The sequence below is a fragment of the Fusicatenibacter saccharivorans genome (genome assembly GCF_027667425.1).
Lineage (GTDB): Bacteria > Bacillota > Clostridia > Lachnospirales > Lachnospiraceae > Fusicatenibacter > Fusicatenibacter saccharivorans.
The window spans coordinates 25,453-43,664 of sequence record NZ_JAQEGR010000009.1 but is presented as its reverse complement, the minus strand read 5'-3'; the positions used below and the strand labels follow the sequence as shown (position 1 = coordinate 43,664).

The following is an 18,212-nucleotide window of genomic DNA, read 5'->3' as shown; positions in this document are numbered from 1 at the left end:
TCAATTACATCTGCCCTTTTTTCTTTAACCGTGTAAAACAGATCATGAAAAAGCAGATGCCGTATACGGTTGTGATCGGGGTGGACATGCCGACGAAGGTCAGGTTCGTATTCGGCAGGTGTGAGAAGAACAGCGCCAGCGGAATACGGATCAGGCAGGCGGAGGTGATTCCCTGGATCATAACCGGGATGCTGATGCCGCGGCCGTTGAAGTATCCGATGCTGCTGAACAGCACACAGGTCAGAATACATTCCGGTGCGAAACCGCGCAGGTAAGCGGCGCTCTGCTCGATAACGGCCGGATCGCTCGTGAAGATTCTGGAGATGACACTTCCACCGAAGAAACCGATGCAGAAAATCACAACTCCAAGAGAGCAGCCCGTTGCGATTGCGGTGAGGAAGCCCTTCCACGCGCGGTCTTTCTTTCCGGCTCCGGTGTTCTGTGCCACGAATGCTGACACAGACTGCATCACAGAGGACGGGATCAGCATGATGAATGAGGTCAGCTTCTGCGCCACACCGTATCCGGCGGACGGCATAAGGCCCATGCCGTTGATGATCGAGTTGATCACAAGGAAGGAAATCTGTACGGTCGTCTCCTGCAGCGCGATCGGCACACCGACGTTCAGGACTTTCTTCAGCTCGTCATGGTCGATGCGGCAGTCTTCTTTTTTGAATTCAATCGGCAGATTGCCTTTTTTCAACACACCCATGGAGGCGATGACAGAAATCAGCTGCGCCAGAACCGTCGCAAGCGCTGCTCCCGCAACGTCCAGTTTCAGCACACCGACGAAGAACAGATCTCCGGCAATATTGGCTGCGCAGGCGATGCCGACGAATAAAAGCGGCAGATTTGCATTACCGATTCCGCGAAGCACGCTGCTGATGACGTTGTACGCGATGATGATCAGAATACCGCCGGAACAGATCCGCAGGTAGAGGACGGTTTTGTCAAAAGACTCCGCCGGGACCTGTAAAATATTGGCAATCGGACCTGCGAACAGCTCCAGAATCACCGTCATGGCGATACCGATGATGGCGAACAGAACAATCGAGGTTCCCACGGTTTTGCCGGCCTTATCCGGCTTGCCCTCGCCGATGTGCTGGCCGATCATAACGGTCGAACCCATCGCAAGGCTGGTGATGATAAGTGTTACCATCTGCATGAAGTTGCTTCCGGTTCCGACAGCGGAAATACTCGACGCATCGCCGAACCAGCCGACCACGAGAAGGTCGACCGCACCGTAAGCCGCCTGCAGAATCAGCGCGCCGAGCACCGGCAGCGCAAAGCGGATCAGGGACTGGAAAATCGGTCCCTCTACAAACGATATTTCTTTCTTATTTTCTTTTGCCATTGTTTTTCACTCCTTTTATTCCCGGCATCGTTTCCTGCATCCGTGTGATTGCATGCACAAATTCGTCCACCACCGCGTCGTCCAGATCTGGCAGGCGGGATGCCCATTCCCCGTGAAAGTGCGTCACGCGGAGTTCCACAAACTCTTTTCCCTCTTCGGTCAGTGTCAGGTTGATCACGCGCTTATCTTTTTCATCCGCCTGTTTCACGAGAAGATTTCTCTCCTCCAGTTCCTGCACCAGCTTGGTGATGCTCGGCAGCGTTGTGTTCATATAGCTGCTGATGTCGCTGACGCGGCAGAAGCCCTGCTTTTTCTGAATCTCATTCACCGCATCCAGCACATGCACTTGCCGCGGCTTCATACCGTCCGGCAGGTCCGGGAGCTTCTCGATCAGACGCTTTGCATCAAAACACGCATCCAGGAACTGCTTTAATTTTTCCTGTGTCATGGAAAATGGTCCTTTCTTCTTGAAATTTAGTTATCTTTAGTAATTATCTTTGATAAGTATAGCAGGAAATGAAAAAATGTCAAGAGGGAACTGATGATAAAAAAGAGCTGATTGAAAGTTCTGGCAATGCGAGATTCTTTCATCAGCTCTTTTCCATATCCATTTGTCACTGTTCAATGAGCTGCATTTCGGTGCCCCCCGCCGGATTTTATGCTTCTGATCGTCTTTTCCAGTACCTTCATCTCAACCGGTTTTGAAACATGGGCATTCATACCGGCTGCCAGAGAATGCTGAATATCCTCAGAAAACGCATTGGCGGTCATAGCAATGATTGGAATTGTCTTTGCCAGTTCATGGGAGCTTCTTCGGATTGCTTTTGTTGCCTCATAACCATTCATAACCGGCATCTGCACATCCATCAGGATCATGTCATAATCCCCCGGAGCAGACTGCTCAAATGCCTCTAAGACCCTTTTACCATTTTCACAGATTGTACACTCTGCACCCTCAATCTTTAACAATTCCATCAGGATTTCTGCATTCAGCTCATTGTCCTCTGCACACAGAAACCTCATTCCTTTCAGGACATTGCCAGCCGGTTCATCCTTTTCTGCCTGTTCTGCTGAAGAAACAAATCTATCTTCTGCTATTCTCAGATCTATAAGAACCTCAAAACAGCTTCCCTGGCCCAGTTCACTCTCCACATCAATGGTGCCTCCCATTGCTTCAACCAGATTTTTGGTAATAGCCATTCCAAGACCAGTTCCCTGTATCTTATTCGTCATAGAACTTTCAGCACGAGTAAAAGCATCAAAAATTGTATCTTTGAAATCTGCCGACATTCCCATGCCATTATCGCTGACCAAGAAACGGTACTTTGCGTAGACAGATGACTTTGTCTCACATTCTTCTACCAGAAACTGAATTTTTCCACCTTCCTGCGTGTACTTCACTGCATTAGAAACCAAGTTGCTGAAAATCTGCATCAGATGAACCTGATCTCCGTTCACCCACTCGTGCCGGATGTTTTCTTTTATGATTGTAAGAGTCTGATTTTTTTCGTCTATCTGTGAATGGAATATGGTATTGAGTTCTGTAATAAAATCCAAGATGGAAAAATCGGTATACTTAAAAACTGTTTTTCCTGCCTCAATTTTGCTCATATCCAGAACATTATTAATGATTCCTAACAGATGCTGTGATGAAATGTCTATTTTATCTGCATACTCTATTACTTTCGCTTTATTACCGGCATCATGTCTGATCAATGATGTCATGCCGATAATTGCATTCATTGGTGTACGAATATCATGTGACATATTGGACAGGAAATCTGTTTTCGCCTTATTTGCATTTTCAGCGGTCTGCAAGGCTTCCGTTGTAATGTCCTTTGCTTTTTTCAGTTTTTTATTGGACTCCTCCATTTCCTTCATTGCCTGCGTCTGAATCTCATTATTTCTTTTTTCGTATTCAGCTTTTTGCTCAGCAAGACTGCGTCTGGAAATACTGTAGAATAATCCGGCAAAAAGCAAAAGTATAAAGCCTGCCATGAGTATTGTTTCAAACACTATTGTTTTCTGGTAATCTCTCAGTACATTATCTACAACACTCTTTTCTACAATACAGATCAGCATGGTGTTATTATTTTCTATTGGACAGTATCCCAGATAGTAAGGTTTGTCACTTTCCACAAGTTCTACCCCCCGTTCTCTGCCATCCAGCTTTTTTTGAAGAGAATCAGCCTCTTCCTCAGTGATAGCCTGATCTCCTTTTAAATGCTTTAACAAGAAATAGTTCCTGAAAAATTTATCTTCTTTCTGATTTGTATAAGTAATATTTCCGTCGTTATCCAGCATAAACAGATACGCATTCCCGTTATAGCTTTTCACACTTAACATGGAATCTAATTTTGAATGATCATACAAGGTTCCAATTGCCGTATAAGTTTCCCCATTAATCGTATATTCCTGACATGGAATTGCAACCAGATAACCATCTTTTTTCTTCTGGTTGTAATCAAGAGAAACCAATTTTCCAATATTATATCCGTTCCTCAAATCCAACAAAAGTTTACTTGGCATGTCAACCCGAAGTTTTGTTCCATCAGTGGTTATTGCCTTTCCATTTTCCTGGAGAAATATAAGTGTACTTTCAGATTCTTTCTGCCATGCCTCAAAGAACTTCTTGTTTCTATCCAGTTCAATAGATCTCACTCCCTCTTGAGTAAGAGAATCCTCAAGCATATGCAGCCGACTGTAGTATCCATTCACCTGCAGATCATAGGTCTGCTGTATCTGTTCAACAACTGCTCCCATACTGCTTTTCCCGTTTTCTGCGATATAGCTGTTCATCCTGTTCAAAAGGAGCTTTACAAAAATTAAGTTTAAAAAGATAAGAATTAAAAAGAACAATGGTACTATCATCTTTTTTCTTTTTGTTTTCGCCTGTTCTGTTCCCACTTTTATTTTTCAACCTCTATATAATCTTCCGGTGCTGACGGCTGCTGTCCGTTTTCCATTGCTGCGGTCCATGCACTTGATAATGTTGTGTTTCCAAGCTGCCTGATCTCACATTCCGGATTTATTTTTTTCAAAACAGACATTGTGGTTTCTGCAAGAAGAATAGAGTACTCCTTGTCTTTGTCTATTTTTTTCTTATTTACTTCTATGTCCTTTAATGAGAATCCGTTTTCCTCCTGCCTGACGATTAATTTCATACCGGATGCAATTGGTAATTCATATTTATTGGTTATATGGAATTTCTCATCAGAATCAGCAAGATATTTCTCCGCAAGTTCATAAATCTCTTTGCCATTGATTTTTGCCAGGTATAATGGTGTATCTAAACTCTTTGCTGTCATCAGACCAACCCGGCTGCAGGTACACTCCCCTTTGTAAATGGAGGAAGTAAAATAATAATATGGTGCCAAAGCCAGCTGAGCATCATTTTCTTCTCTAATCGTAGTTAAAATAGAAGATGCCGCATCACGACCGTTTTTATCATTTAGCGAAATGGTATATTCATTTTCAAAATTTATTGTGTTTTTTTCTTTTGAATCCTTACTGTTCATTGTGCTGCGAAAAGCATCATAAGCCTGTGTTTCATCCATTTCCCCTGACAATAATCCGTGAACAGCCTCAAGACTGGCATCAAATGATTTTTGAGCAGAATATCGGATATAAACAGAATTATTATTAATTTCATCTTCCAGTCCAGGTACATCTTCCATCATGTTTGGAACATCTACATTTAATGAAATTACACCCTTTCCATCTGCGATCAATGTTTGTCCTTCTTTTGAAATCATACACTCCAGGACATCGAATGCCAGGTCCAGTTTTTCCTGATCTTTTTCCAGTTCTTTGTTAAATGCAATATTCAGAGAAGGGGTCATATTTATAAAAGCTTCATCCGAAATCTGTGAAAAAAACGGTATACGAGTTAATTCTGCATCCATCTGTTCCTGAAATTCCTGCATAAGTGCCGGATAACCATGAAACATTGCTGCTTTTCCCTCAAGGAACATCTGCGTTGCAGTATTAATATCGACGCTGATATCATCACTTGTAAAATGTGAGTCCTTCAAAAATGTATTGGTTTCTGAAAAAATACGTTTCCATAACGCATCATCAAACGCGATATCCCCTGATGCACTTTCAGCTGAGCTTCTCCATTCGATTCCATCCAGACTCATGAATTCCCCAATTGCACCTGTCTGAATCACCTCATGAGCGGACCAGTCTTCTGCAAGATCCAGGGAATACGGTTTTATACCATTATCATAAAATTGCTGGCATGCCTGTGCATATTCCTTATAGTTTTTCGGTATCTTGATTCCATACTGTTCAAACAATGTCTTGTTGGCAATAATCGTCTGCGGTATACCGCAGACAGGCAGCCACTGGATCTCATCTTTTGAATTTTTGTAATATTGCAATGCATAAGAGTAATACCTGGAAACCACATCATAAGAAGCAAAATCCATTAGATATGGCTCCAGATCCTGTGCATCTTTTCCAGAAAATCGACGTACGGTTATGATATCCGGCAGTTCACCATGTTCCTCAAAATAGCTATATAAATCGGTATCGTTGTTACCGGTAATGAACTCAATATCCTGATCTGGAAACTGCTCATGGATATAGGGTACAATATTTTTCATCAAACGATTTTCCCACAGATACACGGTAAGGTGATCGTCATTTTTAGATACTGCTTTTTGAGATTGTCCACAGCCAGACAAAACAGTAATTGCTAAAAGCACACCTGACAGTAATGCTATCAGACATTGTTTTGCCTTTTTCATCCTCGTATTTTCCTCATTCTTTCCTGATAAAATCATTAATTCAATAATTTGGAAACAATTACAGCCAGTTTTCCAGAACATCATTCAGCTTATTCATATCCAGCGGTTTCGCGATATGTCCATTCATGCCTGTATTTTTTGCCAGCTGTACATCTTCTGCAAAAGCATTTGCTGTCATGGCAACAATCGGTAGTTTTCCCTGTTCACCCGGAAGGCTCCTGATTGCTGCGGTTGCCTCATAACCATTCATGACGGGCATTTGGATATCCATAAAAATAAGGTCATACAAGCCTTTCGGAGAAGCTTCTACTTTTTCAACTGCAATTTTTCCATTTTCTGCCGTTTCCACTTCCGCCCCTGTCATCTGCAGAATTTCAACGGCAATTTCTCTGTTTAACTCATTATCCTCGACCAGCAGAATTCTTTTTCCTGTGTAATCTGCTTCAGACAGCTCATCCAGATAATTTCTTGCTGTTTTTTCTTTTCTGCCAGAAGTAAACTGCCGCAATGCAGCCGTCAAACGGGAACGGAACAGCGGTTTTGCAATAAAAGCATCTACGCCTGCAGCCTTTGCTTCTTCTTCGATCTCGCTGAATTCATAAGATGTCAGTACAATAATGGTAATCTCTTTCCCTATCCGTTTCCGGATCTGTCTGGCTGTTTCAATTCCGTCCATATCCGGCATTTTCCAATCTAAAATAACAGCAAAGTAATCATTTTTTAGCTCATGATGTGCATAACAGCGCTCAACGGCTTCTCTGCCGGAGAGAACCCATTCGCCTGTAATCCCAATCTCCTTCAATGTGGCAACTGTACTTTCACAGCATGTCTTATCATCATCCACAACCAGAACAGGTAGATTCATCAGATTTCTGTCCTGTTCTTTTTCTTTTTCCTGAAGTTCCAGATAAATTGTTACTGTAATTTTAGTTCCCTTATGTAAGGTGCTTTCCACTTTAATATTACCATTCATCAGGTTCACAATATTTCTGCTGATTGCCATTCCCAGACCTGTTCCCTGGACTCTGGTTGTCCGATGGTCATCTGCGCGGCTGAAAGGATCAAACATGATTTTCTGGAATTCCGGTGACATACCGATCCCATTATCCTCAATCGTAAATTCATAGCATCCAAGTTCCGAAAATCCATTTGGCTTTTCCTCTATGGAAAAAGTAATATTCCCACCATCCGGTGTATACTTGATCGCATTACTCATCAGATTCACAAATACCTGCTGGATTCTCAGGCTGTCACCACAGACACTCTCATGTTCAATGTGATTAATATGTATATCTAAATTGTGTTTATGTTCATCAATCACCGGTTTTGTGAGTGTTATAAGATTATCCACCAGATCTGGCAGATTGAAATCCTCCTGTGCCAGCGTCATTTTTCCACTTTCAATACGTGCCATATCCAGCACTTCATTAATCAGCCCCAGCAGATGACGGCTTGATTTTGTAATTTTGCTGAGACATTCAATGACTCTGTCCTGGCTCTCAATATTTGCTCCTGCAATTGCTGTCAGGCCGACAATGGCATTCATCGGTGTCCGGATATCGTGGGACATATTGGAAAGGAATTCTGTTTTCGCACGGTTTGCATTTTCTGCAGACCGGTAAGCCTCTTTCAGTGCCTGACGGGATTCAATCTCTGCTTTCTTCTCCTGTGTCACATCCATGGATGCCATCAATACCTTTACCAGCTTTCCATTCTTCCATTCCAAAGGAATATAAGAAGCGATTTTATAAGTCTTTTCATCCAGGCTGCAATACTCAAACTTATAAATATCATTTTCACTTTTCAGATTCTTCTGGATATTTTCCGGTGCGATCAGGATGTCCATAGTTTCCAATGGTTCCAGTGTCTTATATTTTTCAAGAACCTGCATCTGAAAATCATGATAGAATCCCAAAGGTTTATATATCATCTGTCCATTCAGGTTATAGAATTCATATCTGTCATTTTCCAGATCACAGACAACAAAGCGGTCAACCAGACGCACAATACTCTGAATTATCTGCTCCATGGAAGCATTATCCGCCGCCATCTGCAGATGCCGTGCGCTCTCTACCTTTGTCTCTGTGATATCACGCAGAAAGATCATGGCATATTCTGAGTCCTCGATCTCGCCGCGTATGATCACATTGCGGACCCATCGTTCTTCTCCATTCAGAGTGATACGGCACTCTAAAGCCAATTCGGTTTCCAGACCCTTCAGCCTTTCTGCAATATAACCACGGTCGTAAAAAGAGGATACCGCCTTCTTATCTGTCTCCACAACATAGGAATCCACAAAATGACGGATCAGTTCATCCCATGTATGACTCTGTTCAAAGACTGTCATCAGGGACGGTTCAACCTTAAAGGTATCAAAAGTATTCGCTTCCAGATTTACATAATACTCACACAGGTCTGCTTTCGTAAAAGCCCGGTGGAAAGCAGCAGATTTTTGTGCCTGCATGGCCTCTTTTTTTTCCGCATCAATGTTAATAAAAATCCCGGCAATCCTGCTGGCAGAACCATCCAGACGGCGTATTACTTCTGCCGATGCCCGAAACCACTGGTATTGATTATCCTTCATTCTCATACGATACTCTACCTGGTATTTTATCTGGTTCGTCTTATCCTTAATTGCCGCCTGAAGCTGCACCATTACTCTTTCTTTATCCTGTGGATGCAGAAGATCTGACCAGGATTCCAGTTTATTCGGAAAGTCCAGAGTGTCATGATAGCCAAGCATTTTTCGGAATTCATGACTCCAGTTTGCATTCACAATCTCACTGTTTTCGTCACAGTCAAAATACCAGAAGCCGGAACAGATAGCCTCATTGAGCAGTGTCAAATTTACATGATCCCAGTTGACCTGTACGGACATAACCCAGATCTGTCTGCCCGCCTCATCTGTCGCATCCTCTTTACAAAGCCGTACATTTTTCACTGTACCGTCTGCTGTAAGGATCTGTGCTTCCCCTGTTCCGTGAAGCTGCAAAAAATGGTCTCGCTCCTGTCTATCTTCCTCGTCATAAAAGAAGTTTCTCAATGAGCCTTTTGTCTGTTCCATGAAAGTATCGAATGTATATCCTGTACTATGCAACAGCAGATTATTCACAGACAAAATAGACAGGTTTTGGTCATAAGATCCTGTCATTATACCTACCCCGCCATTATTTTCCAGTGTTTTCTGTACGGCCTGTGACATAGCCTGTGTCTGTCCCGTTACAGCCTCACCTAAAGAATATATTTTGTCTTCATACTTTTCCATTTTATAAAAATCCTCTCTCTGTTTTATACTTCATTATCCTGCTTTTATCTGTATACAGAGAACCTGTCCCTGCCAGTTTTACATTTACGTTATAATATCCTACAAAACGTGAAAAACAGGTATACGGATTTGAGAAGTTGCAGCCACTACACACAATATTCACACAAAATTCTCTTTATGTTTTCAATTTTTATAGGCTTTGCCAAGTGAGCATTCATTCCTGCTGCCAGACACTTACTCCGATCGTTCCTGCTGTAAAACGGTATCTGAGGCTTTTTTTATTTATCTGATTTTTTTCTGTTTCCATGGAACTTCTGAACGCTCACCTCCTGGTATCATTACAAATATACATAAAAACTCATTTTTATATTACCATGAAATTTTTTACTTTGCAATGCACATACCTTTTCAGACGCTGCTTTTCTTGTTTCCTTTTTCAGAAAATTGCAACCAAAGGGGCGCACCTGAAAATTTCTTTTCAAATGCGCCCCTTCGCTTTCTTTTTTTCTGTCAGATCAATCCGTAATGCTCCATCGCCTTTGCCACGCCGTCCCGCTCGACGGTATCGGTTACGTACTCTGTGTACGGATCCAGAATCTCATCATGTTTTCCAAGCGCAATGGTGTGTGCGCCGCACCGGAACATGGTAAGGTCGTTGCTGCTGTCGCCAAATACGTATGCATCTTCTTTCTCCAGCTGAAACTGTTTCAGCGCATAGTCCACAGCTGTTCCTTTGCTGCAGCCGTGCGGAACGATTTCGTATACACCGCCGCGGCGATCCATGATATCAAACTCCTGCTCAAATTCACGGTACATACGTTCTATATCAGACTGTGCATCAGTTACGATACAAAATTTATCGTAAATGATTCCTTTTGTCTCCGCTGTCTCCGCGAGTCCGATTCCGACAGCAGCGAAATAGGCACGGGTCTGCTCGACCTCCCGAAAACGGGATACCTCCGACGAAAAATAAACATTATCCGTTCCCTCCAGAATCATGCCGATCCTGCACTCCTTTAAAATAACCGGGATTTCCTCACAGCGCTTTTTCGGAATCGTCTGATGCATCAGGATTTCGCCGTCCCGGCGCAGATAGGTCCCGCAGCCGCACAGAAATCCGGAAAACGGAAGCTTTTTCAGCTCCTCGGGCAGCTCCGACCAGGTGCGGCCGGTATTAATAAACGTAAGATTTCCTTTTTCCGCTGTCTTTTTCAATGCATCGAGCGCGCTCTGCGGAATTTCTTTTGTAATCTCACTCAGTAACGTTCCATCAATATCAAAAAATAATGCTTTCACAAAAATTTCCTCCTCGTGTACTGTTTCCTGTTCTCTTTCTGACATACGAAAAAATGCCGAAGCTCTTGATTGTCAAGGCTTTCGGCATTTTCATTCCAGTCGAAGCGACGGGATTCGAACCCACGACCTCTGCGTCCCGAACGCAGCGCTCTACCAAACTGAGCCACGCTTCGATTTTATTTGTTTTCTGAACTCTCGTCCGTCAACAATAGCTATTATATATGATGTCTATAGGAATGTCAACACCTTTTTTGAAATTTTTTTAATTTTTTTTATTATTGCTTCAAAAGGTACATTTCACACGGGTTTGCGGCCTTTTTGGTGTTCTTTTAGAATGACAGTTTCTGAGAAAGTCAAAAAAAGAGATATGCCGGAAGTTCTGTTCCGGCATATCTCTTATCTTTGTTTCTCAGCTCAGCTGATATACATCTGCATACTGCACGCCGAAGCTCAGCGCCTCGGAATGGCTGCTGCAGAAGATGTCTACGTGGCCGTAAGCGGTTCCGCGGTCTTCTACCGTGTAAACCTGGCCGTTGATCATCAGTTTTGTGCCAAATGGTACACCGCCCATGGCGATCGTTCTGCCGGCGGTCGGTGTGGTTCCGCTCGCGGTGGATCCGCCGGACCACTGTCCGGTACAGATGGAACAGGAGCAATAGCCTGTCAGTTTAAATCTTCCAAGGTATGTTCCGCTGGAGGAGCTGCTGGAAGTATCTGACGCGGATGGACTCCCCGTTGTCGTGGAGGATGCGCTGCTGTCCGAAGAACTGCTTCCGGAGCTGCTGCTTGTATCGGTATCTGCTTTCGCTGCGGCATTTGCTGCTTCTGCGGCTGCGACTCTTGCGGCCTCGGCTGCCTGTTTTCTGGCGGCCTCTGCCTCAGCTTCTGCGGCAGCCTGCTGTGCGGCGGCTTCCTCTTCTGCTTTCTTCTGCGCTGCAATCTCCTCTTCTTTCGCCTGACGGATCAGGTCGTTGATTGCATCTGCTTTGCTGTTGATTTCATCTACCAGTGCACTCTCGCTGGATTTTGCATCGTCCAGCTCTGCGGAGTAGGTACGGAGTTCCTGATAAGCTGCTGCGTACAGCTCCTGAATGGCTTCCTGCTGATCGCTGCTCTGCTGCTGCAGTTCTACGATCGCTGCCTGCTCTTCCTGCACCTGTGTTTCTTTTTCTTTTACCTGGTCTACCGTGTCCTCATACTCCTGCATAAGATCGCGGTCGAAATCGGAAATTTTCTGTATGTATTCTGCCCGGCTGATCAGCTCTGAAATGCTTTTGGAAGAAAAGAGCATTGCCATGTATCCGTTTCCGGAAGAATTTTCATACATATACTGGATACGGAGCTTCATCGCCTCGTACTGCTCTTCTTCTTTTGCTTTTGCATCTTCCAGATCTGCCTGAATCTGTACCAGTTCGTTCTGCTTCGCATCATACTGATCCTGAAGCTCCTGCAGACGGTTCTGCAGATCGTCCAGCTGCTGGTTCAGTTCGGAAAGATATTCTTCTGATTGTCCCTTTTTGGAATTGAGTTCGTCAATCCTGCTCTGTATGCTGTCAAGCTGAGACTGTGCGGCAGCCTGTTCTGCCTGAGCATTTGAAATTTTCTCCTTTGTACTGGCACCATAGCATGGCAGAACGGTTGCTGCCGTAAGCACTGTGGCCAAAACCAGGCTGAATAATTTCTTTTTTTTCATGTCGTACACCTCATACTTATTACGTTCTGTTGCTGATTGTCACTCCCAGTTACTGCGGAAAATGGGTCTTTTTTCCCGCCGTACTTTGCCATTATAACACAAGTATGTCTGAAATGAAAGTCTTTTTTAATTTCTGTTAATAACTTTGTAATATTTCGACATTTTTCCTGCAAACACTGACATGATTTTTCTACTTTCTCCATCCAACAGGGTACTTATTTTTCAAGGTCCCATTGACCAGTTTGCCCCATCCAAGGCCGAATCCATCGACGCAGACCAGCTTCCAGCCCGACGGCGATGCGGTCTCTCCCGGCTCTACGGAAATTGTCTCACCGTGGAGATATTTTTCGGTACGCTCGTCATCTGCCTTTAAATTCATGTAATCTTTGAACTTGTCCGCGGAGAGTGTCACGGCAAACGGCTGTGACGGCTCGAAACGGTCTTTTTTCAGTTCACCGAGATACAGACCGTTCCGCAGGAAATGAAGATTCCGCACGCCATCCGGCAGGGACGGGGAATGGTATACTTTTCCGGCGCGGACTTCCAGTTCCTCCACCGGGATCGGTGCTGTCATCCGGGACAGGAAATCGGAAAGGATCTGTTTTTCTGCTTTCGACGGACCCGGTGCTTCCGTTCCGCGGTCTTTTTTCCGGTTTTTCTGTTTTTTGTTTTTCTTTTCGATCGGTTTTTCTTCTGTCTCATAAGGAATGGCTTCGCCTTTTTTGCGGAACAGGGCAAGGTAATGGCCCTCGCCGTTCATTTTATGCGGCCAGATGCGCACGGTCTTTTCGATCTCCGGATCGCCGTTTCCCCAGACTGGATTGCCTTTTGAAAAACCTTCGTAGCCTTCCATCTCGATCAGTTCCATTTCCGGGAAGTTTTCCAGAAGAAAAGAAACGGTTCCCTCGTCCTCCTGCGGGGCGAAGGTACACGTCGAATACATCATGAGGCCGCCCGGACGCAGCATTTTGACAGCATTCGAGGTGATCTCTCGCTGCAGATCCGCAAAGAAATCCGGCCGCTCCGGGGTCCAGGTGCCGATGACTGCCTCATCTTTCCGGAACATGCCCTCGCCGGAGCACGGTGCATCCACGAGGATTTTATCGAAGAAGCCCGGGAAGACGTCTGCAAGGCCTGCCGGTGTCTCATTGGTGACAAGCACGTTTTCACTTCCGAACAGCTCCAGATTGCGCAGCAGTGCTTTGGCGCGGGCGTTGCTGATGTCATTGGCGACGAGAAGGCCGGTTCCTTTCAGGCGCGCATTCAGCTCCGTCGCTTTGCCGCCCGGTGCGGCGCAGAGATCGAGCACACGCTCACCCGGTTCGATCGGGAGGCGGGACGCCGGGGTCATGGCGCTTGGCTCCTGCAGATAGAAGACGCCTGCCGCATACAGCGGAGACTGGCCCATGCGCATGCCGTCCGGCACGAAATAGCCGTTTGGAATCCACGGAATTTTCTTCCACATTCCCGGAACAAGCGGTGGGAAATCTTCGGTCCGGCATTTTTTTGTATTTACACGCAGCCCGGCTGTGCGGGGTGCGTCGTAGGAAGTTAAAAATGCATCAAATTCATCGCCCAGCATGTCCTGCATGCGGGTCAGAAATTCCTGTGGTAACTGCGCCATGTATTGTCTCTCCTTTTTATTTTGCTTTGTTGTGCATCGGTCCCTTTTCGTGAACTGGCGATGTTTTTTCTGTCTTTGTTTCTTTTGTTTTGCATCTATTTCATAATTTCTCACAGAAAAAGAGACAGCTTTTTCGATTTTTCAATCTTTTTGCTGTCTCTTTTTTGCATAGCGGAGAAGAAGGGATTTGAACCCTTGCGCCGTTTCCGACCTACTGGTGTTCGAAGCCAGACCCTTCAGCCTCTTGGGTACTTCTCCGTATTTTGTCAAATACATCATATATTATAGTGCTTTTTCTACGATTCGTCAATGATTTTTTCATTGGTTTCCGATGGAAATACGGGGATTGTATTTTTTACGGAAATATTCGAAAGTGCAACTTACTCAAACAAATAATCTTCCTCAGGCAGCATCCCATCCCGATGCTGCCTCTTCTTTTATTCTTTCCCTTCTTCCACCCTCTTCCTCTCTTCTTTTTTCTTCTTTTTCACCACCCGCAGTCTCCGGAAAAACGCACTCAGCATCTCCGAGCACTCTTCTTTCAGCACGCCGCGCTCGACCTTCACCTGATGGTTAAACTCGTGCATTTCCAGCATATTTAAGATCGATCCCGCGCAGCCCGCCTTCGGGTTCATGCTGCCGATGACGACTTCGCTGACTCTCGCCTGTACGATCGCACCGGCGCACATCTGGCACGGTTCCAGGGTGACATACAACGTACAGCCCTCCAGCCGCCAGTCGCCGAGCTTTTTGCTTGCTTTCCGGATCGCATTCAGTTCCGCGTGGGACAGCGTGTTTTTATCCGTATTTCTGCGGTTATAGCCCCGCGCAATCACCTTTCCCTCGTACACAATCACACAGCCGATCGGCACTTCCATCAGCTTTTCCGCTTTCTTCGCCTGCGTAATCGCCTGGCGCATGAAGCGTTCCCGTTCTTTCCGGTGCGCTTTTTCCTCCGGCGTTTCCAGCTTTGTTTCTTCTTCCATTGTGCACTTCCTTTCTTCTCTGCGTATATTTTCTGTCCTTCCCGCATATCGTGAACTGTAGCGCAGTATCTTTTTCTACTCTTTTTACTTCTATGCAGGAGGTTTTTATGTCTGATTACCGGCGTTTCATTGCCTATCTATACGAATACCCGAACAACCGCAAGGGCGGATGCTGCGGCTTTGTCCGCGTGGAGTCGCAGAACGGCTTCTGCCGCATGGACTTCCAGATCAAATCGCCGTCGCTTCCGCCGGAGACCTCGGTCACGGTCTACGGATTTATCCGCCGGTCAGGGCGGATGTACGGCATTCCGCTCGGAAATCTCCTTGCGGGGCGCTCTTCTACGAGTGGAAAACTCTTCACGCACTCCGATGCCATTGGGCAGACGGATGTCACGCTCGACGAGCTTGGCGGTCTGATCCTGCTCTGCCGCCAGACCGGCGTCATCGCCACCCAGTGGGACGATCTTCCGATTCAGCCGGAGTTTTTCGCTCCCACGCTCCCGCAGGAGCCCAAAACATCCGCAGACAATGGTACCAGACCGACCGAAGAGAAAACTGCCGAAACACCCGAACCTCTGGATCCCGCCGTACCTGCGCAGTCCCTGCCATCATCAGACGCTTCAAAAGCACAGTTCGATGAACTTTCCACAGAATTCAGCAGCAATTCCGAACTTTATCCACAAAATTCCAACCCGGAATCCACCGTCTCCACAGAATCCACATCAACTGACACGGTAAACACCGTTCCTGCAGACAGGATCACGCAATCATCCGCCAACACTCTCCATCCCGCATCCGCGGAATCTGTGAAAACCGCAGAAAGCTATCCCTCTGCCAACCCGGAACCGCCGCAGCCCATCCCGGATTCTGCCGCCCAGCCGCTACATATGACTTCCGCCGATTTTCCCGCCGCAGCAGCCGTGCCGCCGTCCCGCGCTGCTCTCTATCTCCAGCTTCAGGACCAGTTCCCGGAGTTCCACCCGTTCCCAGATGATGATCTGACCGACTGCCTGCGCCTCTCACTCGACGATCTTCCACAGCTCCGCGCCGCCGGTCTTTCGGTGGATGCGAACCGCTTCGTCCTCCATGGCTCCTCGTCCTATCGCCATCTGCTCCTCGCCCGGAACCGCGACCAGCAGGAACTCTGGTATTTCGGTGTCCCCGGCGTCTACACGCCGAATGAGCAGTTCATGGCAAGCCTCTTTGGCTTTTTCCACTTCAAGCAGGCGATGCGCCCCTCCGAGCTCGCGCCCGATGCCCGCTTCGGCTACTGGTACCGCACGCTTTAAAGCGTTTTTTAATCCACGCCGCGGATCTCCACCGTCTCAATCTTTCCGCGCAGGATCTCGCAGAACCGCTCGAGCTGCTCCCTCGCATACCCCGAGAACCTCGGATCAATCACATAATCCGATTCCCGGTAATTCTGCAGGAAGTACCGTTTTGCCCCGGAAAGCCACTTTCCGATCGCTTCGATCTCTTCCCTTCCATGCAGCTCTTTGCAGAGCGTTGTCCGGAACTCATAGTCCACCACGCCGCTCTTTAAAAACTCGACCGACTCATTGATCCGCATCACATCGATCTTTTTCACGCCCGCCGTCTCGCCGTACCGGGACGGCGCGTTTTTGATGTCCATGGCGACGTAATCGATTTTCTTCTCTTCCACCAGCTTTTTCAAAATCTCCGGCCGGTATCCATTCGTATCGAGCTTCACAAGATATCCCAGTTCCTTAATTTTCGTCACGAACCGCTCCAGATCCGGATCCAGCGTCGGCTCACCGCCCGTCACGCAGACGCCGTCCAGCACGCCGCGCCGCTTTTCGAGCACTGCAAAAATCTCCTCCTCCGGAATCACCGGCTCCCATTCGGGATGCTGCACGAGATTTCCGTTCTGGCAGAACGGGCAGCGGAAATTACATCCGCCCGAAAACAATGTGCACGCCACCTTGCCCGGGTAATCCAGCAGCGTCAGCTTTTGAAATCCATGTATGACCATATGCTATCCTCTCTGACCGCAGGAATCCGAACCCTCGTCCGCCCTGCAACAGAAAAAGCGGAACCATAATGTCCGCTTTTTCCATTTATCTTCTATTGGTAATTATTTGCCGTAACGCTCTGCCTGGGAACGGATCAGGTCCAGATCATCAAAATAGTTGATTTTCATGGCTGCTTTGACATCCGCCAGTGTCTGAGCGGCAACTTTTTCTGCCTCTTCGCTGCCTTTTTTCAGCATCTCGTAGATCGCCGGAATGTCTTTTTCCAGCTCTTTTCTGCGGTTACGGATCGGCTCTAGGGTCTCCTGCAGTACATTGTTCAGGAACTTCTTCACTTTGACATCGCCAAGGCCGCCTCTCTGGTAATGTGCTTTCAGCTCGTCGAGATTTGCGTAATCCGGCAGATAGCGCTCGAAGTGCTCCGGCTGGCAGAATGCATCGAGATAAGTAAATACGGTATTTCCCTCGATCTTGCCCGGGTCGGTGATCTTGATGTGATCCGGGTCGGTGTACATGCTCATGACTTTTTTCTTGATCTCATCCGGCTCCTCGGACAGGTAAATGCAGTTTCCGAGCGATTTACTCATCTTCGCTTTTCCGTCGATACCCGGCAGACGTCTGCAGGAATCATTCTCCGGCAGCATAATCTTCGGCTGCACAAGTGCCTCGCCATAAACCGTATTGAATTTGTGGACGATCTCCTGTGTCTGCTCGATCATCGGCATCTGATCCTCTCCAACCGGAACGGTCGTTGCCTTGAATGCAGTGATATCGGCTGCCTGGCTGATCGGGTAGGTGAAGAATCCAACCGGGATGCTCGCCTCAAAGTTTCTCATCTGGATCTCCGATTTTACGGTTGGGTTTCTCTGCAGTCTGGAAACCGTAACGAGATTCATATAATAGAAAGAAAGCTCACACAGTTCCGGAATCTGAGACTGGATAAAGATGGTGCTCTTTTCCGGATCAAGTCCGCAGGAAAGGTAATCCAGTGCTACCTCCAGAATGTTCTGGCGCACCTTCTCCGGGTTGTCCGCATTGTCGGTCAGCGCCTGTGCGTCTGCAATCATGATGTAAATTTTATCGAATTCACCGGAGTTCTGCAGCTCCACGCGGCGGCGCAGTGAACCAACGTAATGTCCTACATGCAGCTTGCCGGTCGGTCGGTCGCCGGTCAGTATAATTTTTCCCATTTTTTCTTCCTGCCTTCCTGATACGTAATCTTCGCAGTCCGCTTCTGTATGAAAAATTT

At 46.6% G+C, this 18,212-nt stretch carries 12 protein-coding genes and 2 tRNA genes; 1 reads left to right on the top strand and 13 read right to left on the bottom strand.

What is annotated here, in order from left to right; all coding sequences use genetic code 11:
- Window positions 1-4: 4 nt before the first annotated feature.
- From PGS38_RS09800 to tadA, 11 genes are all read right to left on the bottom strand, one after another.
- Entirely contained in the window at window positions 5-1,354 is a 1,350-nt protein-coding gene (locus PGS38_RS09800; protein ID WP_118641097.1) for an MATE family efflux transporter, read from the bottom strand.
- Window positions 1,338-1,802 (bottom strand): MarR family winged helix-turn-helix transcriptional regulator, encoded by a 465-nt coding sequence (locus PGS38_RS09795; RefSeq protein ID WP_022463031.1) that lies wholly within the window; start codon window positions 1,800-1,802, stop codon window positions 1,338-1,340. The genes PGS38_RS09800 and PGS38_RS09795 overlap by 17 nt, the downstream gene beginning before the upstream one ends.
- A gap of 173 nt (window positions 1,803-1,975) precedes the next feature.
- Window positions 1,976-4,117: an ATP-binding protein gene (locus PGS38_RS09790; protein ID WP_270476205.1), complete on the bottom strand. Its 2,142-nt coding sequence runs from the start codon at window positions 4,115-4,117 to the stop codon at window positions 1,976-1,978.
- Between the two features lie 146 nt (window positions 4,118-4,263).
- Window positions 4,264-6,108, bottom strand: coding sequence for an ABC transporter substrate-binding protein (locus PGS38_RS09785; RefSeq protein ID WP_270476204.1), 1,845 nt, complete (start codon window positions 6,106-6,108; stop codon window positions 4,264-4,266).
- Window positions 6,109-6,166: 58 nt separating this feature from the next.
- Window positions 6,167-9,373, bottom strand: a complete 3,207-nt coding sequence (locus PGS38_RS09780; protein ID WP_270476202.1) for a response regulator — start codon at window positions 9,371-9,373, stop codon at window positions 6,167-6,169.
- Between the two features lie 510 nt (window positions 9,374-9,883).
- Window positions 9,884-10,669, bottom strand: a complete 786-nt coding sequence (locus PGS38_RS09775) for a Cof-type HAD-IIB family hydrolase (protein ID WP_242857168.1) — start codon at window positions 10,667-10,669, stop codon at window positions 9,884-9,886.
- A gap of 99 nt (window positions 10,670-10,768) precedes the next feature.
- Window positions 10,769-10,842, bottom strand: a tRNA-Pro gene (locus tag PGS38_RS09770).
- 236 nt (window positions 10,843-11,078) lie between these two features.
- Complete coding sequence (locus PGS38_RS09765; protein ID WP_270476200.1) at window positions 11,079-12,362, bottom strand: PcsB-like coiled-coil domain-containing protein; 1,284 nt, start codon at window positions 12,360-12,362, stop codon at window positions 11,079-11,081.
- A gap of 190 nt (window positions 12,363-12,552) precedes the next feature.
- On the bottom strand, window positions 12,553-13,986 hold the full coding sequence (locus PGS38_RS09760) for an RsmF rRNA methyltransferase first C-terminal domain-containing protein (RefSeq protein WP_119188670.1): 1,434 nt from the start codon (window positions 13,984-13,986) through the stop codon (window positions 12,553-12,555).
- A 172-nt stretch (window positions 13,987-14,158) separates the two neighbouring features.
- Window positions 14,159-14,244 (bottom strand) — tRNA-Ser (locus PGS38_RS09755).
- A gap of 179 nt (window positions 14,245-14,423) precedes the next feature.
- Window positions 14,424-14,972, bottom strand: a complete 549-nt coding sequence (tadA, locus tag PGS38_RS09750) for a tRNA adenosine(34) deaminase TadA (protein ID WP_055218439.1) — start codon at window positions 14,970-14,972, stop codon at window positions 14,424-14,426.
- Window positions 14,973-15,022: 50 nt separating this feature from the next.
- Between tadA and PGS38_RS09745 the strand changes: the two genes are divergently transcribed.
- Entirely contained in the window at window positions 15,023-16,261 is a 1,239-nt protein-coding gene (locus PGS38_RS09745; RefSeq protein WP_270476198.1) for a DUF6128 domain-containing protein, read from the top strand.
- A gap of 8 nt (window positions 16,262-16,269) precedes the next feature.
- On the opposite strand, the gene PGS38_RS09740 is transcribed toward PGS38_RS09745, so the two are convergent.
- Both PGS38_RS09740 and trpS read right to left on the bottom strand, forming a co-directional pair.
- Window positions 16,270-16,965, bottom strand: a complete 696-nt coding sequence (locus PGS38_RS09740; protein WP_055228308.1) for an anaerobic ribonucleoside-triphosphate reductase activating protein — start codon at window positions 16,963-16,965, stop codon at window positions 16,270-16,272.
- A gap of 102 nt (window positions 16,966-17,067) precedes the next feature.
- Window positions 17,068-18,153 (bottom strand): tryptophan--tRNA ligase, encoded by a 1,086-nt coding sequence (gene trpS / locus PGS38_RS09735; protein WP_022461312.1) that lies wholly within the window; start codon window positions 18,151-18,153, stop codon window positions 17,068-17,070.
- Window positions 18,154-18,212: the final 59 nt, after the last annotated feature.

Coding starts and splice junctions, on each gene's coding strand:
- PGS38_RS09780 (WP_270476202.1), bottom strand. CDS start 9,373: ATGGAAAAGTATGAAGACAAAATATATTCTTTAGGTGAGGCTGTAACG.
- trpS (WP_022461312.1), bottom strand. CDS start 18,153: ATGGGAAAAATTATACTGACCGGCGACCGACCGACCGGCAAGCTGCAT.
- PGS38_RS09760 (WP_119188670.1), bottom strand. CDS start 13,986: ATGGCGCAGTTACCACAGGAATTTCTGACCCGCATGCAGGACATGCTG.
- tadA (WP_055218439.1), bottom strand. CDS start 14,972: ATGGAAGAAGAAACAAAGCTGGAAACGCCGGAGGAAAAAGCGCACCGG.
- PGS38_RS09795 (WP_022463031.1), bottom strand. CDS start 1,802: ATGACACAGGAAAAATTAAAGCAGTTCCTGGATGCGTGTTTTGATGCA.
- PGS38_RS09800 (WP_118641097.1), bottom strand. CDS start 1,354: ATGGCAAAAGAAAATAAGAAAGAAATATCGTTTGTAGAGGGACCGATT.
- PGS38_RS09740 (WP_055228308.1), bottom strand. CDS start 16,965: ATGGTCATACATGGATTTCAAAAGCTGACGCTGCTGGATTACCCGGGC.
- PGS38_RS09765 (WP_270476200.1), bottom strand. CDS start 12,362: ATGAAAAAAAAGAAATTATTCAGCCTGGTTTTGGCCACAGTGCTTACG.
- PGS38_RS09785 (WP_270476204.1), bottom strand. CDS start 6,108: ATGAAAAAGGCAAAACAATGTCTGATAGCATTACTGTCAGGTGTGCTT.
- PGS38_RS09790 (WP_270476205.1), bottom strand. CDS start 4,117: ATGGGAGCAGTTGTTGAACAGATACAGCAGACCTATGATCTGCAGGTG.